Annotated in this window: 13 protein-coding genes; 4 read left to right on the top strand and 9 right to left on the bottom strand. The window is 69.6% G+C overall.

The window, feature by feature from the left end:
• Positions 1–102: 102 nt before the first annotated feature.
• Entirely contained in the window at positions 103–1,575 is a 1,473-nt protein-coding gene (gene ahcY / locus ACGGCP_RS22995; protein WP_392969678.1) for an adenosylhomocysteinase, read from the top strand.
• Positions 1,576–1,625: 50 nt separating this feature from the next.
• On the opposite strand, the gene ACGGCP_RS23000 is transcribed toward ahcY, so the two are convergent.
• The 6 genes from ACGGCP_RS23000 to ACGGCP_RS23025 form a co-directional block, all read right to left on the bottom strand.
• Entirely contained in the window at positions 1,626–2,498 is an 873-nt protein-coding gene (locus tag ACGGCP_RS23000) for a hypothetical protein (protein ID WP_392969681.1), read from the bottom strand.
• A 93-nt stretch (positions 2,499–2,591) separates the two neighbouring features.
• Positions 2,592–3,488, bottom strand: coding sequence for a hypothetical protein (locus ACGGCP_RS23005; RefSeq protein WP_392969684.1), 897 nt, complete (start codon positions 3,486–3,488; stop codon positions 2,592–2,594).
• 170 nt (positions 3,489–3,658) lie between these two features.
• The gene (moeZ, locus tag ACGGCP_RS23010) at positions 3,659–4,837 is read right to left on the bottom strand and encodes an adenylyltransferase/sulfurtransferase MoeZ (RefSeq protein WP_392969687.1); all 1,179 of its coding nucleotides are present in this window, start codon (positions 4,835–4,837) and stop codon (positions 3,659–3,661) included.
• Between the two features lie 99 nt (positions 4,838–4,936).
• Positions 4,937–5,785 carry a DUF3152 domain-containing protein gene (locus tag ACGGCP_RS23015; protein ID WP_392969690.1) on the bottom strand — a complete coding sequence of 283 codons (849 nt, stop codon included), beginning with the start codon at positions 5,783–5,785 and terminating at the stop codon, positions 4,937–4,939.
• A gap of 68 nt (positions 5,786–5,853) precedes the next feature.
• The gene (locus tag ACGGCP_RS23020; protein ID WP_392969693.1) at positions 5,854–6,840 is read right to left on the bottom strand and encodes an alpha/beta fold hydrolase; all 987 of its coding nucleotides are present in this window, start codon (positions 6,838–6,840) and stop codon (positions 5,854–5,856) included.
• A 5-nt stretch (positions 6,841–6,845) separates the two neighbouring features.
• Positions 6,846–8,864, bottom strand: coding sequence for a hypothetical protein (locus ACGGCP_RS23025; protein ID WP_392969696.1), 2,019 nt, complete (start codon positions 8,862–8,864; stop codon positions 6,846–6,848).
• 267 nt (positions 8,865–9,131) lie between these two features.
• On the opposite strand from ACGGCP_RS23025, the gene ACGGCP_RS23030 reads away from it, so the two are divergent.
• The 3 genes from ACGGCP_RS23030 to ACGGCP_RS23040 all read left to right on the top strand — a co-directional run bounded on the left by ACGGCP_RS23030 (position 9,132) and on the right by ACGGCP_RS23040 (position 11,426).
• A complete protein-coding gene (locus ACGGCP_RS23030; RefSeq protein ID WP_392969699.1) occupies positions 9,132–10,337 on the top strand; it encodes an RNA-guided endonuclease InsQ/TnpB family protein in 1,206 nt (401 codons plus the stop codon).
• Positions 10,338–10,419: 82 nt separating this feature from the next.
• On the top strand, positions 10,420–11,046 hold the full coding sequence (locus tag ACGGCP_RS23035) for a TetR/AcrR family transcriptional regulator (protein ID WP_392969701.1): 627 nt from the start codon (positions 10,420–10,422) through the stop codon (positions 11,044–11,046).
• A gap of 152 nt (positions 11,047–11,198) precedes the next feature.
• A complete protein-coding gene (locus ACGGCP_RS23040; protein ID WP_392969704.1) occupies positions 11,199–11,426 on the top strand; it encodes a DUF3107 domain-containing protein in 228 nt (75 codons plus the stop codon).
• A gap of 48 nt (positions 11,427–11,474) precedes the next feature.
• Here ACGGCP_RS23040 and ACGGCP_RS23045 read toward each other — a convergent pair whose 3' ends face one another.
• From ACGGCP_RS23045 to mtrA, 3 genes are read right to left on the bottom strand one after another with little or no spacing between them, the layout of a single operon-like run.
• Positions 11,475–13,205 (bottom strand): LpqB family beta-propeller domain-containing protein, encoded by a 1,731-nt coding sequence (locus tag ACGGCP_RS23045; RefSeq protein WP_392969707.1) that lies wholly within the window; start codon positions 13,203–13,205, stop codon positions 11,475–11,477.
• The gene (gene mtrB, locus ACGGCP_RS23050; protein ID WP_392969709.1) at positions 13,189–14,805 is read right to left on the bottom strand and encodes an MtrAB system histidine kinase MtrB; all 1,617 of its coding nucleotides are present in this window, start codon (positions 14,803–14,805) and stop codon (positions 13,189–13,191) included. Before mtrB ends, ACGGCP_RS23045 begins: the two co-directional genes overlap by 17 nt.
• Before the next feature lie 3 nt (positions 14,806–14,808).
• On the bottom strand, positions 14,809–15,498 hold the full coding sequence (gene mtrA / locus ACGGCP_RS23055; RefSeq protein ID WP_030155693.1) for an MtrAB system response regulator MtrA: 690 nt from the start codon (positions 15,496–15,498) through the stop codon (positions 14,809–14,811).
• Between the last annotated feature and the right edge of the window lie 30 nt (positions 15,499–15,528).

Here is a 15,528-nt window from a genome sequence, read left to right on the forward strand (position 1 = left end):
TTGCTGGAAAATTTTTTTCCGTGGCGTGCGCCGCAGTGCTCCACGCTGCCGCCGAGGTGGCGTTCTTCAGGTCTGCCAGGCGCGGCGCGTAGCATTTCTGCCATGACGAACACGCTGCGTGCCGACGACTTCAAGGTTGCCGACCTCAAGCTGGCCGACTTCGGCCGCCACGAGATCCGCCTGGCCGAACACGAGATGCCCGGCCTCATGGCCCTGCGCGAGCGTTACGGCGCGTCCCGCCCGCTGGAGGGTGCCCGCATCACCGGGTCCCTACACATGACGATCCAGACCGCCGTGCTCATCGAGACGCTCACCGCGCTCGGGGCCGAGGTCCGCTGGGCCTCGTGCAACATCTTCTCCACTCAGGACCACGCCGCCGCCGCGATCGCGGTCGGCCCGAAGGGCACCCCCGAAGCGCCGCAGGGCGTCCCGGTGTTCGCGTGGAAGGGCGAGACCCTGGAGGAGTACTGGTGGTGCACCGAGCGCGCCCTCGACTGGGGCGACGCCGAGCCGAACCTGATCCTCGACGACGGCGGCGACGCGACCATGCTCGTGGTCAACGGCGCCAAGTACGAGGCCGACGGCGTCGTGCCGGACCTCTCGACCGCCGAGAGCGAAGAGGAGGGCGTCGTCCTGGCGCTGCTCGCCCGCTCCATCAAGGAGGACGCGACGCGGTTCTCCCGCAAGTCCGCCGCGATCAAGGGCGTCACCGAGGAGACCACCACGGGCGTGCACCGCCTGTACGAGCTGGAGCGCGAGGGCCGCCTGCCGTTCCCGGCGATCAACGTCAACGACTCGGTGACCAAGTCGAAGTTCGACAACAAGTACGGGGTGCGCCACTCGCTGCCGGACGGCATCAACCGCGCCACCGACGTGCTCATCGGCGGCAAGACCGCCGTGGTCTGCGGCTACGGCGACGTCGGCAAGGGCTCGGCCGAGGCGCTGCGCGGCCAGGGCGCCCGCGTCATCGTCACCGAGGTCGACCCGATCTGCGCGCTGCAGGCGGCGATGGACGGCTACCAGGTGCTGACCCTCGAGGACGCCGTCGAGTACGCCGACATCTTCATCACCACCACCGGCAACCGCGACATCATCTCGATCGAGCACATGCGCCGCATGAAGCACCAGGCGATCGTCGGCAACATCGGCCACTTCGACAACGAGATCGACATGGCCGGGCTCGCCGCCTTCCCTGGGATCAAGAAGCTCGAAGTCAAGCCGCAGGTCCACGAGTGGCAGTTCCCGAAGGGAACCAAGGGGCACAGCGCCGACGGGCACTCGATCATCGTGCTCAGCGAGGGCCGCCTGCTCAACCTGGGCAACGCGACCGGCCACCCGAGCTTCGTGATGAGCAACAGCTTCACGAACCAGGTGCTCGCGCAGATGGAGCTGCACACCAAGCTCGACGAGTATCCGATCGGCGTCTACACGCTGCCGAAGAAGCTCGACGAGGAGGTCGCCCGCCTCCACCTCGACGCGCTCGGCGTCAAGCTGACGCAGCTCTCGAAGAAGCAGGCCGACTACATCGGCGTGGACGTCGAAGGGCCCTACAAGCCCGACCACTACCGCTACTAGGCGACAGCGAAGCGGCCCGGACCGAGAGGTCCGGGCCTTTTCCGTGCGTCCTAGAGGACGGCCTTGTCGATGACCGAGCGGGAGATCTTGGCGATCTCCTTGACGATCGCGACGCCCTTGGTGTGGTTGGGGGCCTTGCTGGTCAGGATCGCCATGCGGATCGCGGTCTGGTTCGGGACGTTGATGACGCCGCACGAATTGACGACCCACAGGCCCCCGAGCGAGGAGCGAGAGTCCCAGCCGTTCTTGAGCCAGACCTTCTCACCGGTCTTCGCGGCCGCGCTGATGCCCCATGCCTGCGAGGACGCCACGCCGCCCATGAGCCAGCGCGCATGGTCGACCTCGGCCTGCGTCAGGCGGCCCGCGTAGAGCAGGTTCGCGATGATCTTCAACTGGTCGGTGGCATTGGTCTTGGTCAGGCCCCAGCGGCAGTCCGAGGAGGACTTCGTGTACTCCAGGCCGTAGCGGACGTGGGCGGCCTTGAGGGCGTTGCAGCCGCCGAGGTGGTTGTACACCTTGGTGGTCGAGTCGTTGTTGGACCAGATGATCATCTGCCGCGCGTGCTCGCGGATGTCGCTCGGAATCGCCGCGATGCCGTTGTACTTCTCCAGGAGCATCAGGAGGATCTCCATCTTCACGATGGAGGCGGTGTCGTGCACGGTGCTCTTGTTGCAGACGGCGCGGCGGCTGCCCCGCGAGACCGCAACGGAGGCATAGGTACTCGTTCCGGTGGTGGCCAAGTATGCCTTGACCTTCGCCACGAGTTCGGCGGAGAGCTCTGCGTCGGTGGGGCCCGCGGCGGAGGCGGTCGAGGCGCCGAAGAGGGCGGTGCCTCCGACGAGGGCGACTGCGGCGGGGACGCCGGCGCGGAGGATGAGGCGCCGGGAGGGGACGAAGGGGTGTCGTTCAGGGGCTTGGGTCACCCCGCAAGACTAGGGAACGCCTCATGTTCTGTCCAGGGGGCGCCGGGGCCTGGCCGGGTCCGGGCGCCCCCTGTTTTCGCTTGCGCGGGAACGCTATGCGGTCGCGGCGACGTCGCGGGCGATCTTGGCGAGCTCCTCGACGATCGGGATGCCCTCGGTCTCGTCGACCGCACCGCTGGTGAGGACGGCGAGTTCGACCGGGTCGTCGCCGTCGCCGCCGAGGACGCCGATGGAGTTGACGACCCAGAGGCCGTCCAACTGTGACTCGACGTCCCAGCCGTTCTTGAGCCAGACGCTCTCGCCTTCCGCGGCGGCGGCGGAGACTCCCCAGGCGTCCTCTTCGACGACGGAGCCCATGAGCTCGCGGGCGAGGCCGACCTGCTCGGCGGTGAGGACGCCTTCGAAGAGGCTGACGCCGAGGACGGTGAGCTGGTCGGCGGCGCTGGTCCAGCCGACGCCCCAGCGGCCCTCGGGGTCGACGGTGGTGTCGTCGAGGCCGAAGCGCTCGTGTGCGGCTTCGAGGGCGGCCGCGCCGCCCAGGTAGTTGTAGAGGGCGCTCGCCGAGCCGTTGTGGGACTCGGTCATCATGCGCTGCAGGTCTTCGCGCTGGTCCGCGGGGATGGCGTCGACCGAGCCCCAGTACTGCTGGACCATCGTGTGGATCTCGACCTTGGCGATGGAGGCGGTGATGTGGGTCTGGTCGGGGTTGTAGTCGAGGCGCAGGTCGCCTCGTGCGAGGGCGACGGAGGCCTCGACCGCGGTGCCGGTGCTCGCGAGGTACTCGTCGATCCGGGTCTTGAGGTCGGCTTCGAGCTCGGCGCGGGAGGGGCCGAAGATCGCGTCGATGCCGCCCTCGTCGTCGGCGTTCGCGGCGACCGTGGCGACGGCGCCGCCGCCCACGAGGACGGCCGCGGCGGGCACGCCTATCCGCAGCAGGTTGCGGCGGGTGGGGGTGAGGCGGCGTGAGGATGCTTCGCTTTTGCGGATCATCCTTGCGAGGCTACGGAACCGGTCAAGCGAGCGTCAATGCCTCAACATGGGAATTCACTGATCAGCAGGGGTCTGAAATCTCATATCCGACTGAGGCAACCAAACAGGGCGCTCGGGGGCACGCGAAAGGGCGTGCGGCCGGAGCCGCACGCCCTGCGTTCGCGTCTGCCCTAGTAGGCGGGCAGGCTCGGGTCGACCTGGTTGATCCAGCCGAGCACGCCGCCCTGGACGTGGACGGCGTTCTTCAGGCCGGCGGCCTTCGCCGCGGCCAGCGCCTCGGCGGAGCGGACGCCCGCCTTGCAGTAGAACACCGCCTGCCGCTCGGTCGGCAGATCGGCGAGCGCGGCACCGGAGATGATGTCGCCCTTGGGGATCAGCCGGGAGCCGGGGATGCGCACGATCTCGTACTCGGCGGGCTCGCGCACGTCGATGAGGTCGATGTCGCGGCCTTCCTTGATCCACGTCTCCAGCTCGCGCGGGGTGATCGTGGAGCCGATGACGGCCTCGGCGGCCTCGTCGGTCACGGAACCGCAGAAGTCCTCGTAGTCGATGAGCTCGGTGACGGTGGCGTTGGGGCCGCAGACCGCGCAGTTGGGGTCCTTGCGGACCTTGATCTTGCGGTACTCCATCTCGAGCGCGTCGTAGACCATGAGCGAGCCGACGAGCGGTTCGCCGATGCCGGTGAGGAGCTTGATGGCCTCGGTGACCTGGATCGAGCCGATCGAGGCGCACAGGACGCCGAGCACGCCGCCCTCGGCGCAGCTGGGGACCATCCCGGGCGGCGGGGGCTCGGGGTAGAGGCAGCGGTAGCACGGGCCCTGGTCGGCCCAGAAGACCGAGGCCTGGCCGTCGAAGCGGTAGATCGAGCCCCACACGTAGGGCTTGCCGAGGAGGACGGCCGCGTCGTTGACCATGTAGCGGGTCGCGAAGTTGTCCGTGCCGTCGACGATGAGGTCGTACTGCTCGAAGATCTCGAAGACGTTGTCGTTGTCGAGCACCGTGTTGTGGATGACGACGTTGACGTACGGGTTGATCTCGCGCACGGTGGCGGCGGCCGACTCGGACTTGGGGCGGCCGATGTCGGACTGGCCGTGGATGATCTGGCGCTGGAGGTTCGACTCGTCGACCGTGTCGAACTCGGCGATGCCGATCGTGCCGACCCCGGCCGCGGCCAGGTACATCAGCGCGGGGGACCCGAGGCCGCCCGCACCCACACAGAGCACCTTGGCGTTCTTGAGTCGTTTCTGACCGTCCATGGCGACGTCGGGGATGATGAGGTGGCGCGAATAGCGGCGCACCTCGTCAATCGACAGCTCTGGGGCTGGTTCGACCAGCGGCGGCAAACTCATATCGTCAATAATGCATGTCCACGGGCTGGATATTCCACTGGGAAGCCCGGTGTGCGGTCTTTCACGCGCGTGGGACGCTTTGTCCCGCATGATGGAACGCTACTGGTCGACGAAGTCGTCCGGCGGGAGGTCGGGGCCGTTGTAGTCGCCGACGGGGCCGGAGACGTAGGTCGTGCCGTCGGGGTAGGGCCAGGCGTTGCCGGTGCAGCCCGCGAGCTGGTAGGTCTGCTGGGCCATCACCGGCGAGGCCGCGCCGGTGGACGGGCAGACCTCGTGGCCGTGGCCGAGGCGGTGGCCCACTTCGTGGTTCACGGCGTACTGGCGGTAGGAGTCGAGGGTGCCGTCCCAGTGGCCGACGCCGGTGATCCAGCGGGCCGAGTTGATGACGACGTTGTCGCCGTTGCGGCACGAGACCGTCGTGTTCTGGGAGCCGCACAGGTAGGCGCGCTGCTCGGGGCTGGCGAGGTAGACCGTGAAGTCGGCGCCCGCGCCCTCGGGGACCTGCTGGAAGCGCCAGGCGCCGCCCGCGGTCCAGGAGCGGGAGTCGGCGAGGGTCGCGTTGACGAACGCGCCGAACTCGGCGGCGTCGAGCTCGAGGCCGTTCTCCACGGCCACGTCGTACTGAAGGAGGGTCCCGGAGGCGCCGACGACGGCGTCGCTCACCGGGTCGGCGTAGGTCCAGGTGCCGGTGCCGGAGAAGTACAGCGGCGGGGTGACCTCGGTTTCGGCTTCCGGGGAGGCGAGGATCTCGGGTGAGGGCGAGGGGTCGGCGACCGTGGTCGGCGACGCGACCGGCTCCTCCTCGTCGAGCGCTTGGGGCTTCTCGGCGTCGCCGATGCCGAACGCGAAGTAGAGTCCCGCGCCCGCCATCAGGACGAGGATCGTGAAGAAGACGAAGCGGCGCCGCCTCCGGAGCCTGCGGTTGCGTTCCAGCCGTCCTTCAGTCACCCCGCGAGTCTAAGACAGACGGAGCCCCGCGGGGCCGACACCTGAGACTCGTGTGGCGCGGTTCTTGTTCACAATACGGACAATTGGCTATCAGTGGGCGCCAAGGCGTTGCGGGCCTCCTCGAACATCGCGGCCATCGCGCGGGCGACCGCCTGCGGGCGCTCCATCATCGCGACGTGCCCGGTCTGGTCGAGGATGAGCAGGCGCGAGTCGGGGATCGCGAGCGCGGTCGGCGGGGCCTGGCGCACGTCGATCACCCGGTCCTGCTTGCCCCACACGACGAGCGCCGGGCACTCGATGTGCCGGGCGAGCCGCCACAGCGAGTGCGTGCCGGGCACGAAGGCCTGGAAGAACGAGGCCATCAGGCCCCGGTAGGTCTGGATGTACGCGCGCGAGTTCCACGGGACGGCGAGGCGGCGGCGGGCCTCGGCGATCGCCTCCCGGCGGCGCTGCGGGTGGATCGTGGACGGGTCGGCCCAGGTGCCGAGGACGATGTCGTCCACGACCTCCTCGGGGGTGCGCGAGCGCATGGCCCGGTCGGCGAACCAGGCCATCCGCGGGACCGCGAGCATCGGCACGTAGCGGGACTGGTGCGAGCGGCGCGGGTTCGCGAACGGCATCGCGGGCGAGACGAGCGTCAGGGTGCGCACGAGGTTCGGGCGGGTCGCGGCCAGGTAGACCGAGACGGCGCCGCCGAGCGAGTGCCCGGCGAGGTGCACCGGGGCCCGGCCGGACTCGACGATCCACGCCGCCACGTCCTGCGCCAGGAGCGGGACCGTGACGCGCGGGGCCGGAGCCGAGTGGCCGAACCCGGGCAGGTCGATCGCGTCGGCCGAGACGAGGTCGGAGAGCACGTCCGCGAGGTCCGTCCAGTTCTGCGCCGAACCGCCCAGGCCGTGCACGAACACGGCGGGCTCGGCGCCCGGCGCGGTCGGCGGCGTGTGTCGGATGAAGAGTCGGCGGCGGCTGAGCTGGTGCTCGGCCCCAGGAAACGGCGGGTGAGGGCGGGCGGGAGTGCGAACTTCGCCCGCCGCTGCCAGCCGTGCCCGTTTCATGGAATCTAGTGTGTCACTTCACCGGCCAGCGCACTCAAAGTAGCTGAAACCACCGCGCGCGAGCGTTCGGCGGTGACCACGGACGCGCCCGAGAGGCGGCGCACCGAGCGGCCGTCGAGCCACAGGATGACGACCACGGCGGTCTTCACCGGTCCAGTGGGGACGATCGAGGCGTGCTCGACCTCGACGCGCACGTCGCTCGCGCCCAGTCGCGGGCGCAGGGCCTCGACCGTGGCGGCGGCCGCCGCGTGCTGGATGTGCCAGTCGATCGGCGGGACCGCGACCTTGCCCGTGGACTCGCTGTCGCCCAGCGCGAGCGTCACGCTCACCTCGGCTTCGAGACCGGCCGACTCGATGTCGACGCGGCGCAGCTCGACCGGGCCGACCTTCGCGACCTCGACCTCGGCGGACGGGGACTCGACCTGGTCGTGGACCTCGGGCTCGTCGGCGGTCTGCGGGCCGGGCTCGACCGCGCGCTGCTCGGCGACGACGGCCGAGACGACCGCGTGGACCTCGTCGGGGTCGACGCCCTCCTCGAGTTCGAGGCGGAGGCTGGAGTTGCCGTCGGGGGCGGTCACGTGGAAGGCGTCGCGGACGCCGGGGACCTGGCGCACGGCGTCGACGAGGCGCGCGGATTCGGGGTCGTTCACGTCTTTCTCTACTGTCGCGGGAGGAGTGGGCTCGGCCAGCGGCTGGCGGTTCGCCGGCAGCGTGCGCAGCGGGGCCTGCTCGGTGACCGGCGGGCTCGGGACGGCGGCGGGCGAGACCTCGGTGACCGGGGGCTGCGGCTGCACGATCGGGAACTGCTCGGTCTGCTGCTCCGCGTTCGGGATCGCGTGCGGCAGCGGGGTCGGCGCACTCGGGGCCGGGGGCGCGGCCTGGTGCGGGAGCTCGATCGGGCCGGTGTGCTGCTGCGGCGCGGGCGGCTGGAGCGGCGGCGGCGCGGTCGGGTCCTGCGGCGCTTCGGGAACCGGGGTCTCCTGGGGGGTCGCGGGCGGTGCGCTGAACTCCTGCGCGGCGGGGGCGGAGCCGTTGGCGCTCGGCGTGGCGAACTCCTGGTTCGCGGGCGGAGCGAACTCCTGGTTCATGCCGGGCGGGGCGCTGTACTCCTGCTGCGGCTGCTGGGCGTTGAAGTCGTGCTGCGGCTGGGCGTTGTAGTCCTGGTTCGCACCCGGCGATGCGCTGTACTCCTGGTTCGCACCTGGCGGCGCACTGAACTCCTGGTTCGCACCCGGCGGCGCACTGAACTCCTGGTTCGCACCCGGCGGTGCGAACTGGGGGTTCGGCTGCGGCGCGCTCGGGGCCTGTTGGCGCGGGGCGCTGTAGAACTGCTGCGCCGGGGCGTTCTGGTCGTGCGGCGCGCTGTACTCCTGCGCGGCGGGAGCGGAGCCGTTGGCGCTCGGCGGGGCGAACTCCTGGCTCGCGCCGGGCATCGCGCCGAACTCCTGATTCGGTTGCGGAGGGCCCTGGTTGGGGTGCTGCTGCGGGGCGTAGTCGCCGGGCATCGGCGGGGCGCTGTAGCCCGGGTGCTGCTGCGGCGCACCGAAGTCCTGCTGCTGGGGAGCGCTCTGCTCCTGCGGCGGCGGGGCGCTGTACTCCTGGTTCGCGCCTGGCGCCGCACTGTACTCATGGTTCGCACCTGGCGGCGCGAACGGAGACTGCTGCTGGTCCCCCTGGAAGTGCTGCTGGGGTTGGGAATGCTGCGGGGCGGGCGGGATCGGCTCGAACTGCTCCCCCGGCGAAGGACGGCGCGTGGCCGGGACCATCGGGCCGGTCTCGGCGATCTCGACCGGAACGTTCGGCACCTGCCCGGTGGGGTCCTCGCTGTAGCGGTGGCGGCGTCCCCGGTCCGGGTCGAACCGGTACTGCTCCGGCGCCTGGCCCATCCCCTGCCGCGCCTCCTCGGCGGGCTCGGGAGCCTCCTCGGCGGGCGGGCCCCAGGACCTGCCGATGCGCCTGCGGGCGGGCCGCTCCTCCCCGCTCGGACGCTGCGGCTCATCCGGTCGGTTCTGGTCATACACCACTAGACAACTCCTTCATATTCCCGCCCTCAAGGTACCGTGGCGTGCCCAGTGACTGGAACCCGCGTTTGTCGCCCCCCGTACGCTGGGAGACTGTATTCAGCTTGTATTGACTGGAACCCATGGGCTTCAGCCCATGAGGCATCGGCAGCGGTCGCCAGCTCGCGGTCCCGCTTCGCGGGACCGCGAGCCGCACGTGACCGCGCTCATATCACCCATTCGGGTCATGAACAGACAGCCTTGTCGCACACCTGACCTAAGGTTGTTCTCGTGGGCAAGCAGGTCGTGCAGGTGAAATTGCTGCCGACGCCGGAGCAGGCGGCGGCGCTGGCCGCGACGCTACGCGCGGTGAACGAGGCTGCGAACTGGACCTCCGCGACCGCCTTTGCGCACGGGGTGCCGCGCGAGTACGCGCTGCGCCAGCACACCTACGCACAGCTCAAGGCCGAGCGTGGGCTGGGCGCTCAGGTCGCGCAGCTGGTGATCAAGAAGGCCTGCCACGCATATGCGGCCATCGCGTCCCTGGTAAAAGCCGGTCGGCTGCAGGGCAAGCGGGCGGCGAAGGCGACATCGAAGCCGGTGATCTTCCGAGCCGATGCGGCGCAGGCCTTCGACGACCGGTGCCTGTCCTGGGACCACGGTGCGCGGACGGTGTCGATCTGGACCGTGGCCGGGCGTATGCGAGGCATTAGATTCATCGGCCATCCCGACCAGCTCAAGGTCCTCGAGCAGCACCGCCGTGGGGAATCTGACCTGGTTTGCCGAAAGGGTAGCTGGTTCCTGCTCGCGACGGTCGACATCACCGATGCCGAGGCTAATGCCGACCCCGTCGATTTCATCGGGGTCGATATGGGCATCGTGAACATCGCGACCACCTCCGACGGCGACAACCATTGCGGGGCAGGACTGCGACGCTACCGCAAGCGGATGGCGAAGGTCCGCGCCGAGCTGCAGGCGAAGGCCACCAAGTCGGCAAAGAAAAAGCTCAAGGCCCGCTCGCGCCGGGAGGCGCAGGCGGTCAAAGACACCAATCATCGGATCGCGAAGCAGCTCGTGACAGTGGCTGAACGCACCGGGCGCGGCATCGGCATAGAGGATCTTGCCGGTATCCGCGACCGGGTACGGCTCCCAGCCGCCCAGCGAGGCGAGCTCAACTCATGGTCCTTCTACCAACTCCAAAAATTCATCGCCTACAAGGCGAAAAGGGCCGGAGTACCGGTCGTAGTGATCGACGCGAGGAACACCTCGCGGGCGTGCCCGCGCTGCGGGCATATCTCGAAGGCCAACCGGCCGAACCAAGCCTCTTTCGCCTGTCGGCGTTGCGGACTCGCTGGACCCGCCGACCAGGTAGCCGCGATCAACATCAGAGACCGCGCACGCACCACTTGGGCTTTCGTCAATACGCCTAATGTCGCCGATACGCCGCAGCCAGCGGCGGGCACGAGCGACAAACTCCGGACCTTCGGTCCGGGGTAGTTGACGTTTCCGTAAACTTCGTTCAGGTCGCAAGAGCGGGCCACTGACGGATGACCGACATGTGCCGAGAAGGGGTGCCGTGGTGAACAGCGCTGGTGAGGGCCGGGTCCGACTGCCCAGGAGCGAACGCCGGGCGCAGCTGCTGCGGGCCGCCCAGGACGTCTTCGTGTCCAAGGGGTACCACAGCACCTCCATGGACGACATCGCCGAGAACGCCGGCGTCTCCAAACCCGTGCTGTACCAGCACTTCACGTCGAAGCTGGAGCTGTACCTGGCTCTGCTCGACGGCCGCGCGGCCGAGCTCGTCGGCCAGGTGCGCCACGCCCTTGACTCCACTGAGGACAATAAAGAGCGCGTCAACCGGGCCATGCGCGCCTACTTCGAGTTCGTCGACGCCCAGGGCGAGGCCTTCCGGCTCGTGTTCGAGTCCGACCAGCGCAACGACCCCGAGGTGTCCGAGCGGGTCCTCAAGATGGAGGCCGACTGCGTCGCCGCCATGGCCGAGACCATCATGGGCGACACGCACGTCGACAAGGCCCGCGCCGAACTGCTCGCCACCGGCCTGCTCGGCATCGCCGAGATCTCCGCGCGGAAGTGGATCGCCTCCGGCCGCGCCATCCCCAAGGACGAGGCGATCCAGCTCATGAGCACCCTGGCCTGGCGGGGCATCTCGCACTTCCCCAGAGAAGGCGAAGCCGAACACTCGTAGAGCTGTTGTCGAAGCGGTTCTCGTGAGCCCTGCCACTTCCTGCGCGCGGTTCCGTTCGCTCTCGGCGCACTGCGCCGCACCCGTCACGGCCGGTGCCCGCTAGTAGTCTTGCAACCGTAGAGACGTCGCAGTATTTCGATTGAGGAGGGCCCGTGGAGGTCAAGATCGGTGTCCAGTACGCCCCACGCGAACTGGTGTTGGAGAGCAAGCTGTCGCCGAAGGACCTGTCCGAGACGATCGAGCAGGCCGTGACGAAGGGCGGCGTCCTCCGTCTCGAGGACAAGAAGGGCCGCCAGGTGTTCGTCCCCGTAGAGAAGATCGCCTACGTCGAGGTCGCAGAGACCAACGTGCGTCCCGTCGGGTTCGTGGGCAACGCCTGAGCACAGCTGTAGCGAACGGCCCGGAGCATCCGCTCCGGGCCGTTCGCGCTACTGCAGCACCGTGAACGGCGACGTGCCGTTCACCGGCTGCCCGTCGTTCTTGATCCCGTCGGGACCGCTCGTGTACACGCGGTAGAGCGTCGAGCTCGCCACGATGATCACCGGCTCGCCGCGATCGGCGTTCACCTGGGTCGGATCCGCCGGGTTCGCCGCGATCTGCGTGATCGGCAGGAACGTCGCCGTCCCCGCCTGCGGCACCGTCCGCGAGTTGTCGACGGCGACCCGGAACAGCTGGTCGGCGTCCCGGTCCCCCGCCACCCACAGGTAGTTCTCGGAACTCCACGCCAGATCGGCGACGTTCTCGATGTCCGGGCCGATGCGCCGCGGATCGCCCACCGTCAGGTTCCCGTCGCCGTCGAGGCCCAGCGGCGCGACCCACGCGTGGCCGTCCTCGACGTACGCGAGCCGCCGCCCGTCCGCCGCCAGCGCCATCGCGGTCGCCTCCTCGCCGATGCCGAGCCGCTGCGTCGCCCCGGTCGCCGCGACCACCAAGGTCGGCTGGCCGTCGTCGATCACCAGGAGCGTGCCGTCGTCGAGCCACTGCGGGTCGGCGAGGACACCGCTGAGGCCACCGACCTCGCCCATCGTCGAAGTGGACACGCCGGTGAGCAGCACGTCGCCGCCGTTGCCGGCCGCGATCGCCGCGATCCTGCCGCTCGGCGCGACCGCGACCTGCTGGAGGCCGTTCGCCTCGAACCCGACCCACGGGTGCTCGTCGGACTGCTGCGTGACCCCGGCTTCGACCGAGTACTCCCACACCGTGTTCTCCGCGATGAAGTACGCGGTCTCGGGCAGGTTCGGCGGGATCTTGTTCCAGTCCCGGAACTCGGCGGCATCGCCGGTGAACCTGACCTCGCCGTCGGTGGTGAGCGTGAACCCGCCGCGGATGCCGAGGCTCCAGACCAGCTGCGCCGCGATGGCCGTGACCGTGTCCTCGTCGTCGATCGACTCGCTGGAGGAGAGGTCGACCTCGACGCCGTCGTCGCCGTCGACGACCTTGCCGACGGTGCCGGAAGGGATCGGGTTGCGCGAGGAGACGGCCGCGAAGTCGCTCGGTCCGCCCAGCGTGAGCCAGGTGAGGCGCAGGCGCTGGCCGGTCTCGGCGTCGAGCTCGGAGTAGATCCAGCGCAGGTCCGGGACGAGCAGCTCCTCCTGCCCGGACTGGAAGTACATCGGGGACTGCTCGTAGGCGTCGGTGAAGTGGCCGTAGTCGAGGGCGACGCGCACCGGCTGCTGGCTCATCTTCCAGACGTCGGAGATGTCGTCGCGCTGCATCGTGAAGGTCTCGTCGTAGTCGGCGGCGGTCGCGTTCATGCGGACCGAGCCGTTCTCGAGGTAGGTGCCGACGACCGAGCCGGTCACGCGCACGGTCACCGAGTGGATGTCGCTCGAGTCGCCTACGGCGACGTCGAGGGCGGTGACGAGGTAGATGCCCTCGGAGGGCTCGGAGAACTGCGCGTCGCCGCTGAGGGTGAACTTGTTGAGCCGGTCGTCGCGGCTGTCGGGGTCGCCCGAGGCGGCCCTGAAGAAGTTCTCGACGGTCTCGTCGGCGTCGGCGGTGGGCTCGTAGACCGTCGGGTTCGCGGCCGAGGACGAGTCGAAGTCGGTTGGGGCGTCGCCCACGACCTCGGGCGCGCGGTCAGTGGGGATGCCGCACGCGCCGAGCGCCCAGGCGGCGCTGAAGGCGGCCGCGGCGGCGAGGCTAGTCCTGCGTCGCACGGGGAACCTCCTTGAGTCGCAGCGGGATCGGCGAGTTGATGACGCGGTTGCCCGACTGCAGCGGGAGGGTGAGAACGAACAGGGTGCCCTGGCCGGGGGCGCCAGTGGCCTGGAGGGTGCCGGAGTGGAGCTTGGCGTCCTCGAGGCTGATGGCCAGGCCCAGGCCGGTGCCGCCGGTCTTGCGGTTGCGGGAGGGGTCGGCGCGCCAGAACCGGTCGAAGACGCGGTCGGCGTGGCCCGGTTTGAGGCCCACGCCGTGGTCGCGCACGGCGACGGCCACGGCCGTCTCGGACTCGGCGACGGTGACCTCGACGGGCCTGCCCTCGGCGTGCTCGATCGCGTTCGAGACGAGGTTGCGCAGGATGCGGTGCACGCGGCGCTGGTCGACCTCGGCGATGACGCGGCGCTGGGGCTTGTCGACGCGGACTTCGACGCCGCATTCGCCTGCGAGGCGGGACAGGCCCTCGACGACGTCCTCGGCGATGCGGCCGACGTCGACGGCCTCGACTTCGAGCGAGGCGAACCCGGAGTCGAAGCGGGAGATCTCGAGCAGCTCCTGGAGCAGGTCCTCGAAGCGGTCGATCTCGTGCTGCAGGAGCTCGGTGGAGCGCTTGGTGAGCGGGTCGAACTCGTCGCGGTTGTCGTAGAGCAGGTCGGCGGCCATGCGGATGGTCGCGAGCGGGGTGCGCAGTTCGTGGGAGACGTCGGAGGTGAAGCGCCGCTGCATCATCGACATCTCCTCCAGGCGCCTGATCTGGTTCTGGAGGTTCTCGGCCATGAGGTTGAACGACCCGGCGAGGCGCGCGAGGTCGTCGGAGCCGCGTACCTCCATGCGCTCGTGGAGGAGCCCGGCGGCGAGGCGCTGGGAGGTGCGGGCGGCCTCGCGCACGGGGGTGACGACGAGACGGGTGACGAGCGCGGCGATCACGCCGAGGAGCAGCACGAGGGCGACCCCGGCCAGGGCCAGGTTGGTGCGCAGCAGGCCGATGGCCTCCTGCTGGGACTCCAGCGGGTAGAACGCGTAGATCTCGTACCCGATGTTCAGGTCGATGTAGGAGCCGACGACGAGGTACGGCTGCGGCGTGTCGTCCTCGATCGCGAACTCGGCGTACTGGGTCGCGACCTTGCCGTCGGCGACCGTGGCCATGAGCTCCGCGCTCGGCTCGGCGCTGCCGGAGACCGGGTGGGTCTTGGCGACCGAGCCGTCGGCGGTGCGCAGCATGATGTACGGCGCGTAGACCGGGTCCTCGGCGAGCTCGTTCACGATCCGCTGCATGGTCGCGGGCAGCGCGGTGTCGGAGGCGGTGGAGAAGGTGCCCAGCTGCTCGGCGGCGCGCTCGGCGGCGTTCTCGGTCTCCTCGACGGCCGTGTCCCGGCGTTCGGCGAGGAGGCCCGACGTGACCGATCCGGCCACGACGAAGCTGAAGATGAGGACGAGGATCGTGGAGGCGATCAGGGTGGACGAGACCACGCGGAGCTGGAGCGAGGCGCGGAAGCGGTCGACCAGCGGACGCGAGACGCGGGCCGCGAAGCGCGCGGCGCCCTCGGCGAGGCGCCGCAGCCAAGCCGGTCTCTCGCGAGTCCGGCCCTGATCGGACACCGCTTAACCCAATCCGGCTTTGTACCCGACGCCGCGCACGGTCTGGATGAGCTGGGGGCGCTCGGGGTCGGGCTCGATCTTGGCGCGCAGGCGCTGCACGTGGACGTTCACCAGGCGGGTGTCGGCCGAGTGCCGGTAGCCCCACACCTGCTCCAGGAGGACCTGGCGGGTGAAGACCTGGCGCGGCTTGCGCGCGAGGGCCACGAGCAGGTCGAACTCGAGCGGCGTGAGCTTGACTTCCGCGCCGTTGAGGGTGACCTGGTGGGCGGGCACGTCGATCTGGACCTGCAGGCCGGGCTTGCCGATCTCCAGGCGCTCGGGCGTGACGTCGTCGCCGCGGCGCAGGCGGGCGCGGATGCGGGCCACCAGCTCCTTGGGCTTGAACGGCTTCACGATGTAGTCGTCGGCACCCGACTCGAGGCCGAGCACGATGTCGACGGTGTCGGACTTCGCGGTGAGCATGACGATCGGCACGCCGGACTCGCCGCGGATCGCCTTCGCCACGTCGATGCCGCTCATGCCCGGGAGCATGAGGTCGAGCAGGACGATGTCGGGGCGGTGCTCCTTGAACGCGGCAAGCGCCTTCTCGCCGTCGGTGACGAACGTGGGGGTGAAGCCTTCGGTCCGGAGGATGATGCCGAGCATCTCCGCCAGGGCCGGATCGTCGTCGACGACGAGTACACGTGCTCTCATGGACACCAGTTTTCCACCTCGCTAAAGGCT

Origin of the sequence: Glycomyces sp. NPDC048151 (assembly GCF_043202775.1) — a bacterium.
In the GTDB taxonomy this organism is placed as follows: domain Bacteria; phylum Actinomycetota; class Actinomycetes; order Mycobacteriales; family Micromonosporaceae; genus Glycomyces.